The organism is Kitasatospora sp. NPDC017646, assembly GCF_044329365.1.
Classification (GTDB): domain Bacteria; phylum Actinomycetota; class Actinomycetes; order Streptomycetales; family Streptomycetaceae; genus Kitasatospora.
Map to the genome: position 1 here is coordinate 75,210 of NZ_JBIRJC010000004.1, position 23,027 is coordinate 98,236.

Consider the following 23,027-nt stretch of genomic DNA (forward strand, 5'->3'; position numbering starts at 1 on the left):
CGTCGGCGTCGGTGCGCCGGCCCGCCAGCGTCGGCGGTACTGCTGCCAGTGCTCGGCCCGGGCCGGCCGCGGAGGAGCCGGACACCGTCGAGGATGTGGGCAAGGCCGCTGCTCACCGAGGCCGCCCGGCGGTCACCGCCCGGCCGGACGTTCGCTGACCTCGGCGGTCACCCGTATCTCGTGGACGGCGTTGCGGTCCCCGGTGAGCGGCTGGACCCGTCCGGCGGAGTCGGTGGCCCGGCAGCGGATGCGGTGCGGGCCCGGGGCGAGGTCGTACCGGAACCGGAACCGCTGCCAGCCGAGGCCGGGGCCGCGCCGGTCCAGCTCGGCGGGCTGCCAGTCGGCGTCGTCCACGGCGACCTCGACGGCCGTCACCTCGGTGGAACTCCAGGCGTAACCCGCCAGATCGCGGGGCCCGGCCGGGAGGGAGCACCCGTCCCGCGGGGTGAGCAGCTTGCTGCTGACGTCCTTCTCGCGGACCGGCCGGGAATCGCTCTCCCCCGGCAGGACGCGGGTGTACAGCCGGGTGGTGAAGAGGTGCTCGGGGCGCTCGGCGGCGAGCACGATCCGGGTCAGCCACTTGACCGAGTTGGTGCCGAACATCCGCGGCGCCACCGCCCGCACCGGGTGGCCGTGGTCGGGGCGCAGCGGTTCGCCGTTCATGGTGTGCGCGAGGACGACCTCGGCGCGCGCCTCCTCCAGGGGCAGGTCCTTGAGGTAGCTCACGTCGCGCTCGCCCGCGAAGTCGCCGCGGTCGGCGCCTTCCAGCCAGACGTGCCGGGCCTCCGCGCGCGGGCCGGCCAGCGCCAGCACCTCGGCGAGCGGGACGCCGGCCCACTCCAGGTTGGTGACGGCGCGGGTCGGCACGGTGGGGCGCAGCGGATTGCCGAAGCACTCGTGGACGGCGGTGAACCCGGTCTGCGGAAGGCGCTGGAGGTCCCGGAAGTCCAGTCGCAGCGGGCGCTCCACCAGGCCCTCGACGGTGAGCGTCCAGGTGGCGGGGTCCAGCCGCGGGTGCCGGCCGAGATGGTTGCGGACGAAGACCTCCTCGACCGGTGTGAGGAAGACGTCGGGCGTCTCCGGGTCCGTCCTGAACATGCGTCACACCCCCGTGCGAGGACCACTGCTGCCGTGACCGACGGTACAAGGAGGAACTGACAACGGCCCGCCCGGGCCGCCGTCTCGGCGAGCGGGACGCCGGAGCGGGCCGGCCCGAGGGCGCGCGGCAGCCGCAGGATCCGGGCGTCAGCCGGGGCCGGTGGGGTGGTTACGGACGGTGGGGTGGTTGCGGCGGGCGGGGGTGCCGAGCCGCTCAGGAGCGGTCTCGGACCACCGCCTCGGCGGCCTGGACGGTCTCGACGGTCTCGGCCGGGGCCTGCGCCGCCGCCTTGCCGCGCATCAGCACCAGGGTGAGCGCCGCCGCCACCAGGACGGCGATCCCGCCGACCGTGAAGGTGGTGGAGGTGGCGGTGTTGAAGGCCTCCCGGGCGGCCCGGGCCAGGGCGGTGTCGCCGCTGCCGGCGGAGAGGGCGAGGGCGTCGGTGATCGCGTGCCGGGCGGGGGCGGGGGCGTCGGTGGGCATCGATCCGGTGTAGGTGCTGGAGAGCACGGTGCCGAGGATGGCCACGCCGAGCGCGGCGCCGGACTGCTGGATCGTGTCGTTGAGCGCGGAGCCGACGCCGGCGTGCTCGCCGGGGATCGCCCCCATCAGGGCGTTGGCCGCGGCCGGCGTGCCGAGGCCGGAGCCGATGCCGAGCACCAGCATGGCCAGGGCCACCTTGGTGAAGCCGTCACCGACCGAGAGGGTGGCCAGCAGGCCGAAGCCGCCCGCGATGATCACCATGCCGATGGCGGTCAGCACCCGGGCCGGCAGCTTCTTGCCGAGCGCGGCGCCGATCACGTTGAAGGCGAGCGAGGCGATGGCCAGCGGGATGAAGGCCAGGCCGGTGTCGGTGGGCGTGAACTCCAGGACGAACTGCAGGTACTGGGTGAGCACCAGCATCAGGCCGCCGATGGCGAAGGTGAGCAGGACGAGGGAGAAGCTCGCGCCGGTGAAGACCCGGTTGCGGAACAGCTTGAGCGGGACCATCGGCGAGTCGGTGCGGACCTGACGGACACCGAAGCCGGTGAGCGCGGTGACCGCGACGGCCATCGAGCCGAGGGTGCCGAGGTGGGCGAAGCCGTCCCGCGGGAGGACGATGATCCACCAGACCAGGGCGGTCATGCCGACCATCGAGAGCACCATGCCGGGCAGGTCGGGCTTGCGCCACGGGCCCTTGGACTCGGGCATCAGCACGACCGCCGCGACGATGGCCACCGCGGCGACCGGGACGTTCAGCAGGAACACCGCGCCCCACCAGAAGTGGGCGATCAGAGCACCGCCCAGCACCGGGCCGCCGACCAGGCCGATCATGGCCACCGCGCTCCAGGCGGCGATCGCCTTGGGCCGCTCCTCGTCGTCGAAGACGGTGATCAGGATGGAGAGCGTGCTCGGCATGATCAGGGCGCCGCCGACGCCCATCAGCACCCGGCCGGCGATCAGCTCACCGGGGCTGGCGGCGACCGCCGCGACCAGTGAGGCCGCGCCGAACAGCGCCAGACCGATGATCATCACTTTTCGCCGCCCGTACCGGTCGGACACGCTTCCCGAGGTCAGCAGCAGGCCGGCGAAGACCAGCATGTACGAGTCGATGATCCACTGGATGTCCTGCGCCCCGGCCTTGAGGTCCTCCGCCATCGGCGGGATGGACACCGTGAGCACCATGTTGTCGATCACCAGCACCAGGCTGCTGAGGCAGAGCACGACCAGGATGAGCCAGCGACGCGGGTGACGGTCCACCGCGATCCCCCTTCGGTTCGGCGCGTCGGCCGCGGCCCCGCGCAAGTCCTCGCGTCGGCGGCAGCCGCGCGGAAGTCCCGAGGCGTGTCCGACACGCCACACGGCGCACCCCGTCCGCCGGTCCCCGACCGAACGGTGTGCGCTACGCCGAACACTGTACGGAGGCCGAACACTGTTCGCAAGACCGGACGGTGTGCGGAGGCGGGGCCTATGCTGGTCGGACCGCACCCGACCAGGGGCACGTGGAATGGAGGGCCTGATGACGGCCAAGTCGGAGGACACCCCGCCGGAGCGACGCACCGGCGCACGGCCGGGCATGCCGTCGCCGTGGAACCGTCCGCAGAGACGACGGACCCAGCCCGCCCTCAGCCGCGAGCAGATCGTCGCCGAGGCATTCGCACTGCTGGACTCCGAAGGCATCGACGCGCTGAGCATGCGCAAGCTCGGCGCCCGCCTCAACGCCGGCGCGACCTCGCTCTACACCCACGTCGCCAACAAGGACGAACTGCTCGCCCTGGTCGTCGACCACGTCTTCGGCGAACTCCCACTGGCCCGGGCCGAGGGCGCCGAGGACCCGCAGGTCTGGCGCGCGGCCATCGTCGAGTCCACCCAGGCCATGCGCGCGGCCGTCGTGCGCCACCCCTGGATGGTCGCCGTGATGGGCGACGTCGGGATGGTCTACCTCGGCCCCAACTGGATGCGGCTCTCCGAGGCCCTGCTGGGCCTGATGGAGGCGGCCGGCTTCGAACTCGGCGAGGCCAACGACGTGATGGGCGTCGTCACGGGCTACACCATCGGCACCGCCAGCGTGGAGGCCGCCTGGCTGAGCGCGCTGACCAGGAGCGGCCAGGGCGAGCAGGAGTTCATGGACCAGCTGCTACCCGCCGTCGTCGAGGCCACCAGGGGGCACCCGCGACTGCACCGCCTCTACACCACCCAGGTGCCGGACGAGATCGAGGCCGGCCGGGACAGCAGCTTCCTCCGTGGCCTCAACGTGATCCTGGACGGGATCGAGGCGAGGCGGTCCAGGCCCTGAGCCCGGACCGCCACCAGCCGGCACGCCCTCAACTCCCGCTCAGCGCCCGGACCTCGGCGTAACCCGGCACCGGACCGACCGGCTCGTCCGAGGCCACGGCGGCGGCCGTCGCCACCACCGCCGCCAGCGCCGAGCGGTACAGCAGCGAGCCCAGGCTGACGCGGGCCACCCCGAGCGCGGCCAGCTCGGCGAGACCCGGACCGGTCGGCGTCCAGAGGATGTTGAGCGGGACGGACAGCCGGCCGACCAGCCGGGCGATCACCGCCGGATCGCCCAGCCCGGGCACGAACACGCCGTCCGCGCCCGCCCGTTGGTAGGCGTCCAGCCGCCGTACGGTTTCCGGCTCCGGGTCCTCGCTGCCGCACCAGTAGGCGTCGGTGCGGGCGTTCACGAACAGCTCGGGCACGGCCGCCTTCACCGCCGCGACCTTCGCCGCGTGGACGGCGGACGGCGCCGGCGTGCCGTCCGGGCGACTGTCCTCCAGGTTGATGCCGACGGCGCCGGCCTCCGCCAACTCCACGGCCAAATCAGCCACTTCGTCCGGATCGTCGCTGAAACCGGATTCCGCGTCGACGCTCAGCAGGAAGCCGTCGCGGCCCAGTCGGCGGGCCAGCCGCACGGTCTCCGCGCGGGTGGCGGCGGCACCGTCGGGCAGTCCGGCGGCGGCCGCCACGCCCAGGCTGGTGGTGCCGATCGCGCAGTGGCCGGCTGCGGCGAGGGCGGCGGCCGAGGCGTGGTCCCAGGCGTTCGGGAGCAGCAGCGGGCGGCCGGGGCGGTGGTGCAGGGCGGCGAAGGGAGTCATCGGCGCGGGCGCGGCAGTCGGCGCGGGCCGGGTCATCGGCGCGGGCCCGGTCACCGCGTCGGCTCCTGCCGCTCGATCGGACCCACGGAGTCCACGTAGTAGAAGCCGGTCCTGGCAAGGTGGCAGACGATGTGCCGGAAGCTCCAGCCCGACCCCGGCGAGTCGTCCAACTGCCGCTCCGGCAGCCCGGCGACCCGCTGGGCCCAGATCCGGCCGAGCCGGGTGAGGCGGCTGCGGGCCTCGTCCAGGTCGGCGGCGGTGAACGGCACCAGGTCGGCCGGGGTGGTGACATTGGAGGCGTGCCAGTGGTCGGCGGCGGCCGGCTCACCGGCCAGTCGGGCCTCCACCTCCGCCCAGTGGTCGAGGAGGTGGTCGGTGACCCGGCGAATCGCCTTGTGCGGCGTGTAGGTCCGGCCGTCGCCGTTGACGGACGGGCGGCCGTCCCAGGCCGTCCAGGTGTCCGCCAGGGCAAGCACGTGGTCGACCATCTCCGGTATGAGGGAGGCGAGTTCGGCCTGCGGGAGGGGCTCCTCGGCAGGCGGCCGGGAAGTGTCCGCCGGGTCGGAGGACCCGTACAGGATGCCCTCGGCGATCACCAGGGCGTGCGAGCGGCCCGGGCAGGGCCGGGGCGGGGCACCGAAGGCCAGCGGCTCGCGGCCCGGCTCCCGGGCGGCGTCGAGGTCGAGCAGCACGTGCGCCCCGGCGGGGACCGCGACCCCGCCGACCTCGGTCGCCCGGGCGGCGAAGCGGCGCATCGCCCGGACCGGCGGATCGTCCCGCAGGGCGGCGGCCGCTCCACCACTGCGCCGGGCGTGCTCCACCAGGGTCGCGGTGGCCTCGCAGGCCTGGACGAGCAGCCCGATCCGGTTCGCGGCCGTCTCCGGGTCGTCCTCTCCCATCGCGGGCAGCAGCCGGGCGACCGCCGCGTCCGCCGCGGGATCGTCAGGCTCCGGCTCGAAGTACGCCCGGGCCACCGCCTTCACGTCCCGGGCGACGACCTCCGGTTCCGCCAGGCCCAGCTCCCTCGCGAGCGCCCGCACCACCCGCAGCCGGACGTCCGGATCGAAGCCGCCCGCGGCCAGGACCCGCAGCTTGCCCGGGTCCAGCCGTTCCAGGTCGGCCAGCACCAGCGCCCGGCGCCGGGCGTGCGGCTCGCCCGCGCTGAACCGGGCGACGGTGGCCCGCAGCCAGGCGACCGTGCCGTACGGGCCGGGCGTCGCGGGCGGCGGGACCAGTGCCGGGTCGGCCAGGGCCGCGGTCACGTCCTCGTAGCGGGAGAAGGTCAGTTCATGGGACGTCGGATCGCTCATGCCGCCATCGTGGACCCGGGTCGTTTCGGCGCCGGCCGAACCGTGCCGGGTCGACCATGGACGCATGGCCGACCATGGACGCATGCCAGTGGAACACCGGGGCTCGCCGCTCGCCGCCTTCGCCGCGCTGCTCGCCGACCCCACCCGCGCCGCCTTCTGCTGCACGCTGCTGGACGGCCGCGCCTGGACGGCGGGCGAGCTGGCCCGCTCGGCGGGCGTCGCACCGTCCACGGCCAGCGAGCACCTGTCGCGGCTGATCGCGGGCGGGCTGCTGGCCGAGGAGCGGCAGGGGCGGCACCGGTACGTCCGGCTGGCCTCCCCCGCCGTCGCGACCACGATCGAGGACCTCGCCGTCTTCGCCCAGGCCGCGGCCGAGGCCGCCGCTCCCATCGCCGCCCTTCCCACCACCGACGCTCCCACCGGATCCGCGCTCACCGCCGCCGGTCCCGGCGGACCCGCGCTCACCGCCGCCGCGGCCGTGCGCGCCGGCCGCTCGGAGCCCCGCAACCTCCGCGAGGCCACCCGGCGGAGCGCCGAGGCCCGTGCCCGCACCTGCTACGACCACCTGGCCGGGCGCCTCGGCGTGGCCGTCGCCGACGCGCTGCTCGACCGCGGCCTGGTCACCGACCTCGCCGGGCCCGCCGTCACCGAGCGCGGTCACAGCTGGCTGGCCGCGCAGGCGATCGAACTGCCGCCGCGCGCCGGCCGCCCGGGCGGGCGCCCGGTGGTGCGCAGCTGCCTGGACTGGACGGAGCGCCGCAGCCACCTCGGCGGCGCACTGGGCGCGGCCCTCTGCCGGACGGCGCTGGACCGCGCCTGGGTCGAGCGGATCGGCTCCGGCCGGGCCCTGCGCGTCACCCCGGAGGGCTGCCGGGCGCTGCGCGAGCTGCTCGGCGTCGAGGTGTCCTGAGAGCACCGGGGCACCAGTCCGAGGTGCCGTGAGCGCGCCCGGGGCACCGACCGGGGCGTCCCGAGCGCAGCCCGCGCACCGGGCAGGGCGCCCCGAGCACACCCGGGAGGACGCCATCCGCTCACCCCATCGACTTCGCCCCGTCCAGCGACTCCCGGATGATGTCCGCGTGCCCGGCGTGCTGCGCGGTCTCCGCGATCAGGTGCAGCAGCACCCGCCGGGCCGACCAGCTCGTTCCCGGCTCGAACCAGGGCGCCGGCGGCAGCGGGTGGGCGGCGTCGAGGTCGGGCAGGCTCCGCACCAGTTCGTCGGTGCCGCGCGCCACCGCCTCGTACCCGGCGAGCAGCCCGGCCAGCGTCTCGCCCTCCGTCATCCGGAACTGCTCCGCCCAGTCTCCCTCGCCGTCGCCGCCGCGCATCGCCTCGGCGCCGCCAGTGATGAACCCCGCCCAGCGCGCCTCGACCGCGGCCACGTGCTTGACCAGGCCGCCCAGGCAGAGCGCGCTGGCCGTGGTGCGCCGGGCCGCCTGCTCGTCGGTGAGGTCCCGGAGGGTGCGGAGCAGCAGGCCGCGGTGCTTGTCGAGGGTCTCGACGAGTTCCTCGCGCTCCCCCATCAGACGTCCGCGGTCGGCGGCCGGTCGCCCTCCCTCCGACCGAGGTCGATCAGCCCGAAGGCCGCGCCCTGCTGGTCGCCGACCGCCGCGAACCGCCCGAACGGGCTGTCCATCGGCCCGAAGTACACCGCGCCGCCGTGCTCCTTCAGCCGCTCGATCGCGGCGTCGGTGTCGTCCACGGCGAAGTAGACGCTCACGTACGAGGGGGCACCGGGCGGCAGGACGCCTTCCGCTCCCATCCGGCCCAGCACCGGCCGGCCGCCGACCAGGAACATCCGGTAGTCGATCTGCTCGGACTCCATCTCCCGCGTGCCGTACGGGAAGACCGCCGGGAAGAAGGAGTCGGCCCGCCCGGGATCGCGGGTGACGATCTCGGCCCAGCTGTACGCGCCGGGCTCGCCCTGCTTCTCGAAGCCCTCGTGGGTCCCGCCCTGCCAGACGCCGAACACCACCCCGCCCGGGTCCCTGGCGATCACCATGGTGCCGAAGTCGCCGACCTGCATCGGGCCCATCACCACCTCGCCGCCGTTGGTCCGGATCCGCTCGGCGGTGGCGGCGGCGTCCGGCGAGGCCAGGTAGAGGCACCAGACGGACTGCGCCTGACTCCCCGGCACCGGCGGCACGATCGCGGCGACCGCCTTGCCGTCCGAGTACGCCTGGGTGTAGTTGCCGAACTCCGACGAACTCTCGCCGAAGGTCCAGCCCAGGACGTCACCGTAGAAGGCCTTGGCGCCCTCCAGGTCGGTGAACATCGCGTCGGCCCAACAGGGTGTGCCCTCAGGTAGCGCAGCCATCTCTCAGCCCTCGTCCATGACGGTGCGGACGCACGCCGGAAGGCGCGCACGGCCCCCGACTCGCCAGCCTAGCCACGACGCGGCGCACCCGCGCGGGATGGCCCGCGCGGGTGCGCCTGTCGTGCTCCGCCTCAGGTCGCCGGCACGGCCCCGCTCGACGGCGCGCGCAGCGAGGCGGTGCCCAGGCCGGTCGGGCCGAGCGGCAGCGCACCGGTGCCGGCCGCGGCACCACCCGGCGCGGTGACCCGCGCGACCTCCCCGGCCGGGGGAGCCGCGGCCGCCCGGGCCCGGACCGCGCCCGCGAGGTCCCGCTCGGCGCCGAAGTGCCGCTCCAGGTCCTCGGTGCGGTACCGGCGGCAGCCCTCGTGCCAGTTCAGGATGCCCGCGAGCCAGTTCTCCAGCTCCTCGACGTAGCCGCCGAGCATCTCCCGGGCCCGCACGCCGAGTTCGAAGTCCTCGTACATCACCGGGAGTTCCTTCCGCGCGACGTGCTGGAACTGGTCCAGCCGCGAGTGCATCAGGTCGTCGACGATCCGCAGCGCCGACGGGTAGTCGCAGTCGAAGAAGTTCTGCACCACCAGTACGGCGTTGTGCAGCTCGCCCTCGTACTCGACCTCCTTCTGGTACGAGAAGACGTCGTTCATCAGGCACGCGTAGTCCATCGCGGAGTTCTCCAGCGCGCGCATCGAGCCGTGCCGGTACACCTCCGCCGGGACGGTCTTCCCGTGGCCGAGGCGGGCGAGCAGCGTGGTAAGTTCGGAGCCGAAGGTGGAGCGGCGCATCTCCAGGTAGTCGACCGGGTCCGGGACGCGGTTCTGGATCTGGTTGCTCAGCTCCCAGATCCAGCTCGCCGTCATCACCTCGATCGACTCGCGCAACCTGGACCGGGCCTCGACGGTCATCGGGCCGACGGTGCGCTCCCAGATGTCGGCGAGGGAGCGCTCCAGCGCGTTGACCGGCTCCGGCACGGGCGCGCCGTCCAGCGGCATGAACAGCGGCAGCCGCGCGTTGGCGGCCTTGGCGCCGGCCAGGTCGCGGGTACTGCCGAAGATCCTCGGGTAGTAGTCGTCGGCCCAGGTGCCCCAGGCCAACCAGGCCGAGGCGACGTCGAGTTGGTCGGCCGTGGCCTCGGGATGAATGCCGGCCGCACAGAGCGGCAGGTCGTAGTCGCGCATCGATTCGGCGTCCCAGATGCCGGATCCGGGGACTCCGGGCTGCTCGGCCAGCAGGCCCACCCGCTCGGCCCACTCGATCACCCGCTCCCGCGCGCCGTCCAGGTGCGGGCTCAGCGACAGCGCGAACGGCAGCTCGAACTCCGGCAGCCGGGACGGCCCGACGGCCCGGAACGGCACGTGGCCGTGCGACCGCGCCCGCCGTACGGCCGGCGCCACCGGGGCCTCGGCGGTCCGGGCCCCCTTGCGCAGGACGTCCAGGGCCGAGGTCCCGATCCCGCCGATCGCGTACTGGTCCCACCAGTTGCCGGTCCCCGGCACCCCTGGCAGCTCCCCGTCCGAGCCCGGCGCCACCCCACCGGCCGGACCCGCCGCCGCCCCACCGCCGTTCATGTACCGGCTGGACCGCATGTGCCACTCGTGCCCGCCGGACTGCCAGTCCTGCAGCCCCTTGACGTACGCCATCACCCGGGCGCGGCCCGCCGGGTCGAGCCCGGTCTCCGCGAACAGCACCGGCAGTTCGGTGAACACGGTGTTCTCGAACTGCTGCAGCCGCGAGGTGAGCAGGTCGTTGACCGCCTCGGCGGCCTCCTGGGTGGAGCACTCCAGGAACCGCTCCAGCACCAGGATCCCGTTGCTCAGTTCGCCCTCGTCCTCGACCTCGCGCTGGTACGAGAAGATGTCGTTGCGCAGGTGCACGCCGTCGGAGAAGGCGTCCATCAGCACCCGCAGCGCACGGGAACCGGAGACCTCCTTCGGCACCTCGGCCCCGGCCGCGTACTCGACCAACTGCGCGGACCACGGCGCCCCGCCGACCTTGCGGCGCATCTCGATGTACTCGACCGGGTTGGCGATCCGGCCGGCGTCGATGTTGGCGAGCTCCCACAGCGACTCGTTGAGCAGGTTGCGGGTGCTCTCGGCGAACCGGATCCGCCAGTCCTCCCCCATCACCGGCACGGTGCGCCGCCACAGATCGGCCAGACCGGCCTCGACCGGGTTCTCCGGCTCGGGCACCGGGGCGGTCGGGTCGGCCGGCATGAACAGCGGCAACCGGTCCAGGTGCGCCTTGCCGGCCCGGCGGTCGTTGGTGCGCTTGTACATGTCGAGGAAGTGGTCGTCGAAGAAGAAGACCCAGACGTACCAGTCGGTGACCAGCGACAGCGCCTCGGCGGAGGCGTCGGGGTGGGTGTAGGCGCAGAGCAGCCCGTAGTCGTGGGCGTCCAGGTCGGCCTGCTCCCAGATCCCGGACCCCTCCAGCATCCCCATCTCCCGGGCCCATTGCGAGGAGTGGGCCCGCGCCCCGTCCAGATGCGGATTGAGGCGCGCCGGGTGCGGCACGTAGAAGGACGGCAGTTCGAACGGCTGGGTCACGGCGGGCGAGCCTTTCTGCGACGCGTCGGTTGGAGCCAGGATGACGTCCGGTCACACCGCCGCACCCCAACATCCAAAACAGTCATATGAAATGACCCATCTGCTCGAATCCGCGGCCGGTCCCCGGTCGACTCCCCCTGGCGCGACCGACCCCCCTCGATGGGCCCCGCGCTTCGCCCAGTGCTCCTACTCGGGGGAACCCCCTTGGGAGGAACCGCCGCCGGGGCGGGCCACCGGTCGGTGGGCCGCCCTCGCGGTGCGGGGTTCCGGTCAGGCCGCGAGGCCCAGGACGAGGGAGGCGGCGGCCGGGGCCAGGTAGATCAGGGGGAAGGGAATGTGGGCGTAAGCCCGGGCGCGGGCGACGGTGATCACGGCGCCGAGGAAGTAGAGGACGATGCCGACGGCGGCCGCGTAGCCGATGGCCGGGACGGCGAGGCCGACCAGCAGGCCGAGGGCGCCGGCGGCCTTCGCGACGCCGAGCCAGGTCCACCAGGCGCGCGGGACTCCGTACTCGGCGAGCGGCCCCACGACGTACTCGGCCCCGGCGAAGACGGAGTACGCGGAGAAGCCGACCATGAGGGCGCCGAGGACGGTGACGACGATGTGGGCGACGGACATTGGAGTGCTCCCCGTTCGGTGAATGGTCGGTCCGAGCCGGTCGGATCCGGTCGGGTTCGGGTCGAACACAGCACTGACCCGGCGCACCCGGTGGATGTGACAGCGGCGGACAAAAATGTTTCCGCGCCACCGCCGAGAAATGGCCAACAACCGCTCCGCCAACGAACAAAGCCGGTCTGACAAGGGCTGGAAACACCAAGACTTCCTCAGGTACGGGCGTGTTGACCGCGTCCGTCCAGGCCACGTCATCCAGACTGGGCGCCGACCGACGTCAACTCCGAGGAGGCCACACCTCATGAACGTCACCGTCCGGCTCGCCCAGCAGCCCGAGGCCGACGAACTGCTCGGACGGAGTGCGCTCGCCGCGCTCGTCGGCATGCTGCTGGACCAACAGGTCCCAATGGAATGGGCGTTCACCGGGCCACTGACCATCGCCCAGCGCCTGGGCCGGGACGACCTCGACGCCCACGAGATCGCCACCTACAACCCGGAGGAGTTCGTCGCCCTGCTCTCCGCCAAGCCGGCCGTCCACCGCTACCCGGCCGCGATGGCCAAACGGGTGCAGCAGCTGTGCCAGTTCCTCGTCGCGCAGTACGACGGCGAGGCCGCGGCGCTGTGGAAGGACGCCCGCACCGGCAAGGAGTTGCTCAGCCGCCTCAACGCCCTTCCCGGCTTCGGCAAGCAGAAGTCGCAGATCTTCCTGGCCCTGCTCGGCAAGCAGTACGGCGTACGGCCCGAAGGCTGGCGGGAGGCTGCCGGCGTCTACGGCGAGGAGGGCGCGCACCGCTCGGTCGCCGACATCACCGGCCCCGAATCACTCACGCTGGTACGGGAGTTCAAGCAGGAGATGAAGCGCGCGGCGAAGGAGGCCAAGGCCGCCGCCAAGCCCCGCACCACCGCCCGCGCCGTCGTCGCGACCGCCGTCGCGACCGCCTCCGGCGCCCGGTGAGCCCCCGGGCCGGGGACGGCAGCAGCTACCGGCGGATGGCCGCCCCCGCGTAGGCGTACCGTCCGCGGATCGACCGGACCAAGTAGCGTCCGTGGTTCTCCGCCTCGAGCAGTTCCCGGTGCACCCGCGCCGGCACGTCCGCCCACCGGTGAACTCCGGCTCCAGCACCCGCACCCGCACCCGCACCCGCGGGTCGTACCCGACCGAGCGCAGCACCGAGGAGTCCGACGCCGTACGGTCCATGGCCCTCCCGGGATGCGACAGGGGCCCCGGCCGCCCAGTGCGACCGAGGCCCTCATCCGCGCCGGAGCCCGCCCGGAGCCCGCTCGGAGCCCGACCGGGTGCCCGCCCCGGAGCCGTCACACTAGGACGGACTCCCGCTGCTCCACGCCGTTCGAGGCACCGTCCTCGACCGCCGCCCCGCGCTTGCGCGGCAGCGCGAACATCAGCAGGAACACCGCCAGCAACACCCCCGCGACCCACCACATCGCGTGCACGAACGCCCCGCCGAAGGCCGTCCCCAGCGCGTCCGGCGCGACCACGTCGTCCATCGCCCCGAAGAAGGCCACCGACACCAGGCCGAGCCCGAGCGCGTTGCCGACCTGCTGCACGGTGTTGATCAGACCCGAGGCCGAACCGGCGTGCCGGCGCGGCACCTCGGAGAGGATCGCGTCGGTGATCGGCGCGACGATCAGCCCCATCCCGAGGCCCATCACCACCAGCGGCAGCGCCATCTGCCAGGGCGCGATGCCCGTCCCGTACCGGTGCGCCTCCCCGATGTAGGTGAGCACGCCCACCGCCATGATCAGCGCGCCCGCCTGGAGCACCTTGCGCCCGAACCGCGGCACCAGCTTCTGCACCGACAGACCGGCCGCCGTGGAGACCGCGAGCGAGAACGGGATGCCGGTGGCACCCGCCTTGAGCGGGCTCCAGCCGAGCCCGACCTGCATGTAGAGCGTCCAGACCAGGAAGAAGATGCCGAGCGCGACGCCGAAGGCCAGCTGGACGCAGATCCCGGCCGCGAAGCTCTTCACCCGGAACAGCGACAGTTCGACCAGCGGCGAGCCGTCCCGCCGCGTCTTGGCCTTCTCGTACACCACGAAGAGCACGAACACCGGGAGGCTGCCGGCCATCGACAGGTAGCCCCAGAGCGGCCAGCCGGCCTCCCGGCCGTGGGTCAGCGGGTAGATCAGCATCAGCAGGCCGAGGCTGGCCAGCGCCACGCCGACCAGGTCCAGCTTGAGCGCGTGCTCGGCCTTGGACTCGTCGATGAAGCGGCGCCCGAGCAGCAGCCCGGCGATGCCGACGGGCAGGTTGATCAGGAAGATCGGACGCCATTGGAGGCCCAGCAGGTCCCACTCGGTGAGCAGCGCGCCGATCATCGGACCGGAGACCGCGCCCAGCCCGACCACCGCGCCGAACATCCCGAACACCTTGCCGCGCTCCTCCGCCGGGAAGGTCGCGTGGATGATCGACAGCACCTGCGGCACCATCAGTGCGGCCGTGCCGCCTTGCAGGATCCGCATGGCGACCAGCATCTCCGGGCCTGAGGCCAGCCCGCACAGCGCCGAGGCCAGCGTGAAGCCGCCGATGCCGATCAGGAACAGCCGCTTGCGGCCGTGGATGTCGCCGAGCCGCCCGCCGGTGATCAGCCCGATCGCGAAGGCCAGCGCGTAGCCACCGGTGACCCACTGGATGGCGCTGAAGGAGGCGCCGGTGTCCTGCTGGATGCTGGGGATGGCGATGTTGACGATGGTGACGTCCACCAGGTCCATGAAGGAGGCGACCATCACGATCGCCAGCGCGATCCACCTCCGCCGGTCGGCTCCCGCCGTACTCATTCCGTTCTCCTCGCTCGTCTTCTGCTGCACGTCGGAACGGTAACGGCCATGTAGGTCAGGTTCTGTCCCACTTCGTCGGGCATGCTTGACGGCATGAGCGAGCGCGGCGAGCGAATCATCGGAAGGCGCAATGAGTGACACCCCGGTCCGGCTGCTGAACCTGCTGTCCCTGCTGCAGACCCCGCGGGAGTGGCCCGGCAGCGAACTCGCCGAGCGGCTCGGCGTCAGCCCGCGCACCATCCGCCGGGACATCGACCGGCTGCGCGACCTCGGCTACCCGGTGCAGGCCACCATGGGCGCGGTCGGCGGCTACCGGCTGGTCGCGGGCACCGCGATGCCGCCGCTGCTGCTGGACGACGAGGAGGCGGTGGCCATCGCGGTCGGCCTTCGGGCGGCCGCCGGGCACGCCGTCGTCGGCATCGAGGAGGCCTCGGTACGGGCGCTCGGCAAACTGCTCCAGGTGCTGCCGAGCCGGCTGCGGCACCGGGTGGGCACCCTGAACACGGCCACCGTGCCGCTGCTCACCGGGGACGGCCCGACCGTCGATCCCGAGGCCCTGACCCTGCTCGCCGGCGCCGTCACCAACCACGAGCGGCTGCGCTTCGCCTACCGGGCCCGCGACGGGGCCGAGACCCGGCGCAACGTCGAGCCCGAGCGGCTCGTCTCGACCGGCCGCCGCTGGTACCTGATCGGCTACGACCTGGACCGGGACGACTGGCGGCTCTTCCGGGTCGACCGGCTCACCGAACCGTTCGCCACCGGCGCCCGCTTCACCCCGCGCCCGCTCCCGGCCGAGGACGCCGCAGTGTTCGTGGCGAGCCGGCTGCGCGGCCACACACCGACGCACACCATGGTGGCCACCGTCCACCGCCCCGCCGCCGAGGTCGACGGCTGGATGCCCTGGACCGGCGACTACGAGCTCGAACCGATCGACGACCACAGCTGCCTCCTGCGCTCCCGGGCGGACTCCCTGAAGTGGCTGGCGGCCGGACTGCTGATGCTGGACTGCGACTTCGAGGTGCACGAGCCCCCGGAGCTGCGCGAGCACCTGCGCACGATCGCGACCAGGGCCGACCGCGCGGCGAACCGGGGGAACCGGGAGAACCGGGGGAACCGGGAGAACCGGGAGAACGGGGAGAACGGGGAGAACGGGGAGAACCGGAACGGGGCCCGGCCGGACGGCCGGGCCCCGACGGGGAACTGACGAGCGGAGGATCAGACCCCGTACTCGGCCGTCAGCAGCGCCCGCCCGAGGGTGTGGAAGGTGAGGTTGAAGCCGATCTGGGCCGCCGGGGTGTCGGCGGTGACGTCCAGCTCCTCCACGTCCAGCGCGTGCACCGCGAACACGTACCGGTGCGGAGCGCCGGGCGGCGGGGCGGCGCCGTCGTACTTGTTGGCCGGGAAGTCGTTGCGCCCGTGGAAGGAGGCCGCGCCCGGCAGGGCGTCGTCCGAGGAGCCGGCGCCGCGCGGCAGTTCGGCGGTGTCGGCGGGCAGGTTGACGGCCAGCCAGTGCCACCAGCCGGAGCCGGTCGGAGCGTCCGGGTCGAAGCAGGTGACGGCGATGCTCCGGGTGCCGTCCGGCAGGCCCGACCAGGCCAGTTGCGGCGAGAGGTTGCCGCCGCCGTGGATGAACTCCTGGCCCAGCGTGCCGCCTTCGGTGATGTCCCGGCTGCTCAGCTCGAAGGACGGCACCTGCGGCAGGAACTCGTACGGCAACGGCGGACGAACACTCATGGGGTGCACCTCTCACGCTCGGAATGACACGGATCACTGTAATGGGGTGCACGACCGATCCGGCCGCCCCTACAGTCGACGTCATGGCCTCGGAACGCACCGGCAGCACGGCGAGCACGCTCGATCCCGTCACGATGATCGCGGACGCCCGTCGGGCGCTCTTCACCATGGTCGGGGTACTGGCCGCGATCTGGCTGATCCAGCTGGTGAACTGGATGGACGACTACGACCTCGGCCGCCGCTTCGGTGTGATCCCGCAGGACGTGACCAGGCTGCCGAACGTCGTCACCGCGCCCTTCCTGCACTGGAACTGGGCCCACCTGGAGGCGAACTCGGGCCCGCTGTTCGTCTTCGGCTTCCTGGCGGCCTACCGCGGGGTGAAGAAGTTCCTCGGCCTGACCGTGCTGCTCGCCCTGACCAGCGAGCTGACGGCCTGGGTCTTCGACCCCCCGAACACCGTCGGCGCGGGCGCCAGCGGCGTGGTGTTCGGCTACTTCGGCTACGTGGTGCTGCGCGGCATCATCGACCGCAACCTGATCGACACCCTGATCGGCGTGGTGCTCGGCGCCTCCTACGCCTACATGGTCACCAGCGCCCTGCCCGGGGTGGCCCCGGGGATCAGCTGGGCGGCCCACCTGGGCGGCCTGGTCGGCGGGCTGGCCGGCGCCTGGATCTTCCGCAACCGGGCCCCGCGCCCGGCCGCCGCCAAGACCGCCGAGGCCGTGGCCGGGGCCGGCACCCCCGCCCCGGACAGCCCCAACGCCGCCCTGCTCAAGGAGCTGGACGACCTGGGCCTCTGACCCGACCGGGTGCACCAGGTATAGACCATTCCCAACCCTGCGGCTAGCGTGAACGACCCACCCCGTCCCCAGCTCCGGAGCCGCACCGTGGAGTCGTCCGTCCTCGCCTTCGCCACCGACCTGCTCGACGAGGGCGCCGACACCTTCTTCGGCAACCTCACCGACCGCGCCGGTGTCGGCGGCGTCACCCTGGCCTCCGTCTACCACGAGGCCCGCGACGTCTTCCCGCACAACCCCCGCCGGGTGATCCGCTACCTGGAGCCCGGCGCCGCGTACTTCCACCCCGACCCGGCCCGCTGGGCGGGCCGCCGCCTGGCGCCCGTCCCGTCCACCGCGATCGGCGACCGCGACCCCTTCGCCGAGGCCGCCGCCGAGGCCCGCCGCCGAGGCCTGAAGCTGCACGCCTGGACGGTCTTCTGCCACAACGACCGGCTCGGCTTCGCCCACCCCGACTGCGCTCCGGCCAACGCCTTCGGCGACCGCCACCTCACCGAGCTCTGCCCGGCCCACCCGGAGGTCCGCGAGTACGCGCTCACCCTGGTCGAGGAGCTCGCCCGGTACGGCGTGGACGCGATCCGTGCCGAGTCCCTGCACTTCCACGGCCTGCGCCACGGCTACCACCACGAGCGCTACTTCGAGGAGCTGGGCCCGACCGCCGAGGCCCTGCTCGGCGTCTGCTTCTGCCCGCACTGCCGCGCCGCCGCCACCCGCGCGGGCGTCCCGGCCGAGCAGGTCGCCGAGGCCGTCCGGGCCGAACTGCGCCGCCGCCTGGCCGACCAGGAGGCCGCCGCGGAGCCCGCCGACCTGAGCACCCTCGCCGACGGCGCCTTCGCCGCCTACGTGGACGCCTCCGCCGCCACCGTCACCTCGCTCGCCGCCGAAGTCACCGAACGGGCCCGCCGCCACGGCATGCGGCTGAGCTTCATGGACGGCGGTGGTCCGGGCAAGGGCTGGCTGTCCGGCATCGACCTGCCCGCCCTCGCCGGGGCCACCGACCAGATCGAGACCCTCGGCTACACCAGGACCGCGGAGGCCGTCCGGGAGAAGCTCGCCGCCTTCGCCCTGCACGGCGTCCGCCCGGAACGGATGGCGGTGATCCTGCGCCCGATGGCCGCGGACTGCGACGGCCCGGAGAACCTCGCCGCCAAGATCGCCGTCCTGCGCCGGCTCGGCGTCCCCGAGGTCGAGTTCTACCACTACGGGCTGATGCGGCTGTCCTCCCTCGACCGGATCGGCGCGGCCCTCGGAAGCTGACTCACCGCCGCCGCCCGGACGTCCCGAACAGGCTGCGCGAGAGCTCCTGCCCGGCTTCTCGCACGCCGGCTCCGGGTCGATCGCGTCCCGGTGGCGCGCCGTCAGGGGCGGGGCGTCCACGGTCGGCCGCGACGCCCGGCCCCGAGCCGGCACGCCCCGGGCGGAGAGTCGTTCCGCGACCAGCCGGAGGGTCCCGGTCCTCCCGGTGCCGGTGGCCCCGGCGACCAGCCCGTGCCGGTCGAGCACCCCGGGCGGGACGCGCACCCACGCGTCGGGGTGGTGCACGCTCCCGGACGGGATCGGAGGTCGGAAGCACGGCCCGAACCCGACCGTGACCGGGCGATGTTCACGACATTTCCCATCAAACAGTCGCAATCACCCACCCGTGGCTCACAACCGTGCGCGTGGCGCCCCCGCCGCTGCTGCGTCATCCGCCGTCCGAACGGTAGGCTTTCCGTGTGATCTTCAAGCGCATCGGCAATGGGCGGCCGTACCCGGATCACGGCCGGACGAGCACCCGCCAGTGGGCTGACGTCGCCCCGCGTCCGGTGCGGCTCGACCAGCTGGTGACCACCAAGGGCCAACTCGACCTGGAAACCCTGCTGGCCGAGGACTCGACCTTCTACGGGGACCTCTTCGCCCACGTGGTGAAGTGGCGCGGCGACCTCTACCTGGAGGACGGGCTGCACCGGGCCGTACGGGCCGCGCTGCAGCAGCGCCAGGTGCTGCACGCCCGTGTCCTCGAAATGGACTGACGGCCGCCACGGCCACCTCCCCGGACCGCCCCCTCGCCGCCTGGCGGAGGGCGGTCCGGGCGTACCCGGGTACCTCCTTTCGGGTACCGGGGTACTCCAGTGGATGATCGTTTAGTACCTTCGCAGCTGTCCGGCACTACGCTGCTGACTACGGCCGCGACCAGGGGGTCCGCCCGCACCACGGGGGTGCCCCCTGCCCGGCCCACCCGTCATCCCGACCCCGCCCCGGCACGAGGGGGAGACAAACCGTGAGCATGTTGACTCCCCAAGGCCTCAAGGGGAAGCAGTACCGCGTCACCGGCAACGCCTACCCACGGCTGGGCCGGCCCCCGAAGAAGAGTCGCAAGGTGATCGCCGCGCTCGCGGCCCTGCTCGCCCTGGCCCTGATCGGCCTCGGCGGCGTGCAGCTGTACGACATCTTCCGGGGCAAGGACAGGAACGCCTCCGCCCAGGCCTGCGCCGACCAGTCCGGCAAGCCGCTGGCCGCCCCGACGCCGGGCGCCCCCGCGGCCTCCGGCGCCCCGGCCGCCGCGGTGGACCCGCACGCCGTCCCCGCGCCCACGGCCGTCACGGTGAACGTCTACAACGCCACCACCAAGGCCGGTCTGGCCGGGCGGACCGCCGACGAGCTCAAGAAGCGCGGCTTCGTCATCGGCAAGGTCGGCAACGCGCCCGCCGAGCTGGACAAGAAGGTGCCCGGCACCGCCCAGGTGATCGCCGGCCCGACCGGCGCCGCCGCCGGCACCCTGGTCAGTTCCCAGATCGCCGGGGCCACCATCACCTCCGACGCCCGCACCGACGCCAGCGTGGACTTCGTGATCGGCGACAGCTACAACGCCCTGCTCGACGAGAACCAGGCGGCCGCCGCCCTCGCCCTGGCCACCAAGCCGTCCCCCACCCCGAGTGCCAGCGGGAGCTGCTGACCGCACGACAGCAAGAGCAGAGCCCCCGGCAGACGCAGTGCCGGGGGCTCTCGGACGTTCGGGGGAAGGGGTCAGCCGGCGGTGCCGTACAGCCGGTCGCCCGCGTCGCCCAGGCCGGGGACGATGTAGCCGTTCTCGTTCAGCCGCTCGTCCAGCGCGGCGGTGACCACGGTGACCGGCAGATCGGCCAGCTCGCGCTTCATCACCTCGACGCCCTCCGGCGCGGCCAGCAGCACCACGGCGGTGACGTCGGTGGCACCGCGCTCGATCAGCATCTTGATCGCGGCGACCAGGGTGCCGCCGGTGGCCAGCATCGGGTCGAGCACGTAGACCTGACGGCCGGAGAGGTCGTCGGGCATCCGGGTGGCGTACGTGGAGGCCTCCAGGGTCTCCTCGTTGCGCACCATGCCGAGGAAGCCGACCTCCGCGGTCGGCAGCAGGCGGGTCATCCCGTCGAGCATGCCGAGGCCGGCCCGCAGGATCGGCACGACCAGCGGTCGCGGGTAGCTGAGCCGGGTGCCGAGCGTGACCGCCACGGGGGTGGTGATCTCCACCTCGTCGGTGCGGACGTCCCGGGTGGCCTCGTAGGCGAGGAGGGTCACCAGCTCGTCGGTCAGGCGACGGAAGGTCGGCGAGTCGGTGCGCTCGTCGCGCAGGGTGGAGAGCTTGTGGGCGACCAGGGGGTGGTCGACGACGTGGAGACGCATGTACCGAGGTTAGCCCGGTCCTGGACGCCTGTACGACACGCCGTGCCAGGCCGCCCACCGGCCTCGGTCACCTTTCCGTGACACGCCGTGACGAAGGACGAATGTCCGGACCGGACCGGTTCCTGTGGTATCAACCCGGCCGTTCTGGGAATGTCACGTCTTATGACGAGCAACCCGAAGGCCGGGGACGGCTCGGCGGACGAGCCCGTCGACGGGGCGGCCCTTCGCGCCGGCCCGCCGCAGGACCCCCCGTCGACCGAGTCGGAGCGCCGCAAGCGGCGGGCCGTCTTCCTGCGCGAACTCGCCGAGGCCCGCGAGCTGAGGGAACGGGTCCAGCCCCGGCGGACCAAGGAACGGCGGATGCGCGAAGCGATGCGGATGCGAACCTTCCGCATCTGACCGGGGCCGTGCCCGGTCCGCCCACCCCTCCGACCCCGCCCCGCCACGGCCCGTCGTCACTCCGACGGGCGTTCGGGCCAAAATTCGACCGGCTCCGGACGGCCCCGGTCCGGCTCCGCCGTCCGCCGCCCGGCCCTTCCGACACGACCTGCAAAGACGCGCTGCCGAACACCCCCCGCAAGGGCGGGCTTTCTGTCACGATTCCGATGGGACGGTCCGAACAAGCGGACCGCCTCTGGCGCGGGGGCGGCCAGATTTTCGCGTCGCCCGAGCGCGCCGACAGCCGAGACCGATGATCTTGGGAGTGTCCCTGGTGGCGTACTTCGCTGCAGTGCTTGCTCGCACCGAGGACGGGTGGGATGTGAGCGAGACGGAGCTCGACGACGTCGAAACCCTGGCCGATCTGGCCGATCTGGCCCGCGGCTCCGCGCAGGACGACGACAGCGTCCTGATCTTCATCGAACAGGAGGACGTCTGGTTCGCCGTCGTCCGGGTGGACGGCGAGGACGACCCGCGGATCTTCGTCTCGGACGGCGCCGCCGCCGCCCGCAGCTCCTACGGCTCCGTCCTCACCGACGAGCTGGTCGACCAGGCCGGCGAGAGCGAGTTCGGAGACCTGGACCACCTGCTCGACGAGGAGGCCGAGGACCAGGACGACGAGGACGCGGACGGCCGCGGCGGCGTCCCGGTCGGTCCGCTCGGCGACGCCCACCTCCTCACCGAGTTCGGCCTGGCCGCCGACGAGCTGCTCGCCCTCAGCGGCGAGGGCGCGGTGCCGGGCGACGCCCTGGAGGAGATCGCCGAGGCCCTGGGCTGCGGCGAGGTCCTGGAGGCGGTCCGGTAGCGGCACCGGTCAGGCCGGTGCCCATCACCGGATGCCCGACACTGGATGCCATGCAGCCCGCATCCATCCCGCTGACCGTCCCGCACGTCCCCCCGCTGCCCGCCCCCGTCCGCCCCGACCCGGTCCGCGACCGCTGGGCGGCGCCGATGCGCCTCGCCATCGCCGAGGCCGCCCTGGCGCCGGCCACCGGGGACGTCCCGGTCGGGGCGCTCGTCCTGGGCCCCGACGGCGAGGTGCTCGGGCGCGGCCACAACGAGCGCGAGGCGGTCGGCGACCCGACCGCACACGCCGAGGTGGTCGCGATCCGGCAGGCCGCCGGGAGGACCGGGGAGTGGCGGCTCAGCGGCTGCACCCTGGTGGTCACCCTGGAGCCCTGCACGATGTGCGCCGGCGCCATCGTGCTGTCCCGGATCGACCGGGTGGTCTACGGCGCCCTCGACGAGAAGGCCGGCGCGGCCGGCTCGCTCTTCGACGTGATGCGCGACCGCCGCCTCAACCACCGGCCCGAGGTGATCTGGGGCGTCCTCGCCGAGGAGTGCGGCGATCAGCTGCGCGCCTTCTTCGACACCCACCGCTGACCCCGCCCGGCAGCCGGCCCCGGACACGGATTTCGTGACCGCGCCACCCGTCCGGTAGAGTTCCCCTCGGTAGCGTGTCCGAGCGGCCAAAGGAGCACGCCTCGAAAGCGTGTGTGGGGGCAACTCCACCGTGGGTTCGAATCCCACCGCTACCGCTGGAAAGCCCGAGGGCCCGTCCGATCAGGACGGGCCCTCGGCGTTTCCGCGCACCCTCGGACGCGGAAGAGGCCCCGCACTCCGGGCCCGTGACCACCACGGCCCGGCTCGTACGGAGCCTTGGAAAGGGGGGAGCGGCCCGGGGGGACCGACCGCTCCCCCGGCGGAGTCCCCCGACCGGCGCCGCGTCGGGGGAAGCCGCGACGACCGGTCCCACAGCGGGGATCTCCGGATCCGCGTGCCGGGGATTCCTGCCGGGTCCACGGCACGTCACCCATCCTGTCGCCCGGTCGGCGGCAGGGCACCCGGAGAAAGGCCCCACTCATGGGGACCTTCGTCCCGCCGGGCCAACGCGCCGCACACTTGATAGGCCGTCCGGTGGATAAGCTGCCCTGCAGGCCGCTCGGGGACCCGGATGACGGCGGCCCACCGCAGGGAGGAAGGTCACGATGGCGCAGGCGAAGAAGATCGGCATGGCCCTCCTGCTCATCTTCGTGCTCTACTCGATCATCACCTCACCGGCCCGGTCCGCCGAACTCGTCCAGCTGGGCTTCGAGGGCATCTCGAACGCGGCCAAGTCGGTCGGCACCTTCATGACCGGTCTGATCAAGTAAGGAGCGGC

23 protein-coding genes, 1 tRNA gene and 2 pseudogenes are annotated in these 23,027 nt (G+C 73.2%); 13 read left to right on the forward strand and 13 right to left on the reverse strand.

The features are described 5' to 3' along the window. Nucleotides 1–132: 132 nt before the first annotated feature. Together ACH4J0_RS08550 and ACH4J0_RS08555 are read right to left on the reverse strand one after the other, a co-directional pair. The gene (locus tag ACH4J0_RS08550; RefSeq protein ID WP_396237632.1) at nucleotides 133–1,098 is read right to left on the reverse strand and encodes a molybdopterin-dependent oxidoreductase; all 966 of its coding nucleotides are present in this window, start codon (nucleotides 1,096–1,098) and stop codon (nucleotides 133–135) included. Nucleotides 1,099–1,312: 214 nt separating this feature from the next. Next, on the reverse strand, nucleotides 1,313–2,839 hold the full coding sequence (locus ACH4J0_RS08555) for an MFS transporter (protein WP_396237634.1): 1,527 nt from the start codon (nucleotides 2,837–2,839) through the stop codon (nucleotides 1,313–1,315). 259 nt (nucleotides 2,840–3,098) lie between these two features. On the opposite strand from ACH4J0_RS08555, the gene ACH4J0_RS08560 reads away from it, so the two are divergent. Then, nucleotides 3,099–3,875: a TetR/AcrR family transcriptional regulator gene (locus tag ACH4J0_RS08560; protein ID WP_396237636.1), complete on the forward strand. Its 777-nt coding sequence runs from the start codon at nucleotides 3,099–3,101 to the stop codon at nucleotides 3,873–3,875. A 28-nt stretch (nucleotides 3,876–3,903) separates the two neighbouring features. On the opposite strand, the gene ACH4J0_RS08565 is transcribed toward ACH4J0_RS08560, so the two are convergent. Both ACH4J0_RS08565 and ACH4J0_RS08570 read right to left on the reverse strand, forming a co-directional pair. Beyond that, nucleotides 3,904–4,731, reverse strand: a complete 828-nt coding sequence (locus ACH4J0_RS08565; protein WP_396237638.1) for an isocitrate lyase/phosphoenolpyruvate mutase family protein — start codon at nucleotides 4,729–4,731, stop codon at nucleotides 3,904–3,906. After that, complete coding sequence (locus ACH4J0_RS08570; RefSeq protein ID WP_396237640.1) at nucleotides 4,728–5,987, reverse strand: hypothetical protein; 1,260 nt, start codon at nucleotides 5,985–5,987, stop codon at nucleotides 4,728–4,730. The genes ACH4J0_RS08565 and ACH4J0_RS08570 overlap by 4 nt, the downstream gene beginning before the upstream one ends. 82 nt (nucleotides 5,988–6,069) lie before the next feature. On the opposite strand from ACH4J0_RS08570, the gene ACH4J0_RS08575 reads away from it, so the two are divergent. Beyond that, complete coding sequence (locus ACH4J0_RS08575; protein ID WP_396237642.1) at nucleotides 6,070–6,897, forward strand: ArsR/SmtB family transcription factor; 828 nt, start codon at nucleotides 6,070–6,072, stop codon at nucleotides 6,895–6,897. A 121-nt stretch (nucleotides 6,898–7,018) separates the two neighbouring features. Here ACH4J0_RS08575 and ACH4J0_RS08580 read toward each other — a convergent pair whose 3' ends face one another. From ACH4J0_RS08580 to ACH4J0_RS08595, 4 genes are all read right to left on the reverse strand, one after another. Further along, nucleotides 7,019–7,510 carry a DinB family protein gene (locus ACH4J0_RS08580; protein ID WP_396237644.1) on the reverse strand — a complete coding sequence of 164 codons (492 nt, stop codon included), beginning with the start codon at nucleotides 7,508–7,510 and terminating at the stop codon, nucleotides 7,019–7,021. After that, complete coding sequence (locus ACH4J0_RS08585) at nucleotides 7,510–8,304, reverse strand: VOC family protein (RefSeq protein ID WP_396237646.1); 795 nt, start codon at nucleotides 8,302–8,304, stop codon at nucleotides 7,510–7,512. Before ACH4J0_RS08585 ends, ACH4J0_RS08580 begins: the two co-directional genes overlap by 1 nt. 131 nt (nucleotides 8,305–8,435) lie before the next feature. After that, complete coding sequence (locus tag ACH4J0_RS08590; RefSeq protein WP_396237648.1) at nucleotides 8,436–10,847, reverse strand: germacradienol/geosmin synthase; 2,412 nt, start codon at nucleotides 10,845–10,847, stop codon at nucleotides 8,436–8,438. Nucleotides 10,848–11,117: 270 nt separating this feature from the next. Further along, a complete protein-coding gene (locus ACH4J0_RS08595; protein ID WP_396237650.1) occupies nucleotides 11,118–11,465 on the reverse strand; it encodes a DoxX family protein in 348 nt (115 codons plus the stop codon). Nucleotides 11,466–11,760: 295 nt separating this feature from the next. Between ACH4J0_RS08595 and ACH4J0_RS08600 the strand changes: the two genes are divergently transcribed. After that, a complete protein-coding gene (locus ACH4J0_RS08600) occupies nucleotides 11,761–12,414 on the forward strand; it encodes an HhH-GPD-type base excision DNA repair protein (protein WP_396237652.1) in 654 nt (217 codons plus the stop codon). Nucleotides 12,415–12,439: 25 nt separating this feature from the next. On the opposite strand, the pseudogene ACH4J0_RS08605 reads toward ACH4J0_RS08600, so the two are convergent. Further along, nucleotides 12,440–12,559: pseudogene (locus ACH4J0_RS08605) on the reverse strand (KTSC domain-containing protein); the annotation flags it as partial. A gap of 214 nt (nucleotides 12,560–12,773) precedes the next feature. Continuing rightward, nucleotides 12,774–14,255: an MFS transporter gene (locus ACH4J0_RS08610; RefSeq protein ID WP_396238265.1), complete on the reverse strand. Its 1,482-nt coding sequence runs from the start codon at nucleotides 14,253–14,255 to the stop codon at nucleotides 12,774–12,776. A gap of 130 nt (nucleotides 14,256–14,385) precedes the next feature. On the opposite strand from ACH4J0_RS08610, the gene ACH4J0_RS08615 reads away from it, so the two are divergent. Next, a complete protein-coding gene (locus tag ACH4J0_RS08615; protein ID WP_396237654.1) occupies nucleotides 14,386–15,459 on the forward strand; it encodes a helix-turn-helix transcriptional regulator in 1,074 nt (357 codons plus the stop codon). 11 nt (nucleotides 15,460–15,470) lie between these two features. Here ACH4J0_RS08615 and ACH4J0_RS08620 read toward each other — a convergent pair whose 3' ends face one another. Next, nucleotides 15,471–15,989 (reverse strand): YbhB/YbcL family Raf kinase inhibitor-like protein, encoded by a 519-nt coding sequence (locus tag ACH4J0_RS08620; RefSeq protein WP_396237656.1) that lies wholly within the window; start codon nucleotides 15,987–15,989, stop codon nucleotides 15,471–15,473. A gap of 83 nt (nucleotides 15,990–16,072) precedes the next feature. Here ACH4J0_RS08620 and ACH4J0_RS08625 point away from each other — a divergent pair, with 83 nt between their 5' ends. Next, a complete protein-coding gene (locus ACH4J0_RS08625; RefSeq protein ID WP_396237658.1) occupies nucleotides 16,073–16,789 on the forward strand; it encodes a rhomboid family intramembrane serine protease in 717 nt (238 codons plus the stop codon). A gap of 87 nt (nucleotides 16,790–16,876) precedes the next feature. After that, nucleotides 16,877–18,043 carry a hypothetical protein gene (locus tag ACH4J0_RS08630; protein WP_396237660.1) on the forward strand — a complete coding sequence of 389 codons (1,167 nt, stop codon included), beginning with the start codon at nucleotides 16,877–16,879 and terminating at the stop codon, nucleotides 18,041–18,043. 159 nt (nucleotides 18,044–18,202) lie between these two features. Here the strand turns inward: ACH4J0_RS08630 and ACH4J0_RS08635 are convergent. Further along, nucleotides 18,203–18,328 (reverse strand): annotated as a pseudogene (locus ACH4J0_RS08635) (helicase HerA-like domain-containing protein); the annotation flags it as partial. Between the two features lie 173 nt (nucleotides 18,329–18,501). Between ACH4J0_RS08635 and ACH4J0_RS08640 the strand changes: the two are divergent. Then, nucleotides 18,502–18,798, forward strand: coding sequence for a type II toxin-antitoxin system VapB family antitoxin (locus tag ACH4J0_RS08640; RefSeq protein WP_014136828.1), 297 nt, complete (start codon nucleotides 18,502–18,504; stop codon nucleotides 18,796–18,798). Nucleotides 18,799–19,052: 254 nt separating this feature from the next. Next, on the forward strand, nucleotides 19,053–19,721 hold the full coding sequence (locus tag ACH4J0_RS08645; protein ID WP_396238267.1) for a LytR C-terminal domain-containing protein: 669 nt from the start codon (nucleotides 19,053–19,055) through the stop codon (nucleotides 19,719–19,721). 71 nt (nucleotides 19,722–19,792) lie between these two features. On the opposite strand, the gene upp is transcribed toward ACH4J0_RS08645, so the two are convergent. Next, nucleotides 19,793–20,428 carry a uracil phosphoribosyltransferase gene (gene upp, locus ACH4J0_RS08650; protein WP_189913140.1) on the reverse strand — a complete coding sequence of 212 codons (636 nt, stop codon included), beginning with the start codon at nucleotides 20,426–20,428 and terminating at the stop codon, nucleotides 19,793–19,795. 162 nt (nucleotides 20,429–20,590) lie between these two features. Here upp and ACH4J0_RS08655 point away from each other — a divergent pair, with 162 nt between their 5' ends. The 5 genes from ACH4J0_RS08655 (at nucleotide 20,591) to ACH4J0_RS08675 (ending at nucleotide 23,019) form a co-directional block, all read left to right on the forward strand. Further along, a complete protein-coding gene (locus tag ACH4J0_RS08655) occupies nucleotides 20,591–20,827 on the forward strand; it encodes a hypothetical protein (RefSeq protein WP_396237663.1) in 237 nt (78 codons plus the stop codon). Nucleotides 20,828–21,119: 292 nt separating this feature from the next. Then, on the forward strand, nucleotides 21,120–21,671 hold the full coding sequence (locus ACH4J0_RS08660) for a tRNA adenosine deaminase-associated protein (RefSeq protein WP_396237665.1): 552 nt from the start codon (nucleotides 21,120–21,122) through the stop codon (nucleotides 21,669–21,671). Between the two features lie 50 nt (nucleotides 21,672–21,721). After that, complete coding sequence (gene tadA, locus ACH4J0_RS08665; RefSeq protein ID WP_396237667.1) at nucleotides 21,722–22,249, forward strand: tRNA adenosine(34) deaminase TadA; 528 nt, start codon at nucleotides 21,722–21,724, stop codon at nucleotides 22,247–22,249. 68 nt (nucleotides 22,250–22,317) lie between these two features. Then, nucleotides 22,318–22,404 (forward strand) — tRNA-Ser (locus ACH4J0_RS08670). Between the two features lie 450 nt (nucleotides 22,405–22,854). Continuing rightward, complete coding sequence (locus ACH4J0_RS08675; RefSeq protein WP_396237669.1) at nucleotides 22,855–23,019, forward strand: hypothetical protein; 165 nt, start codon at nucleotides 22,855–22,857, stop codon at nucleotides 23,017–23,019. The last annotated feature ends 8 nt before the right edge of the window (nucleotides 23,020–23,027 follow it).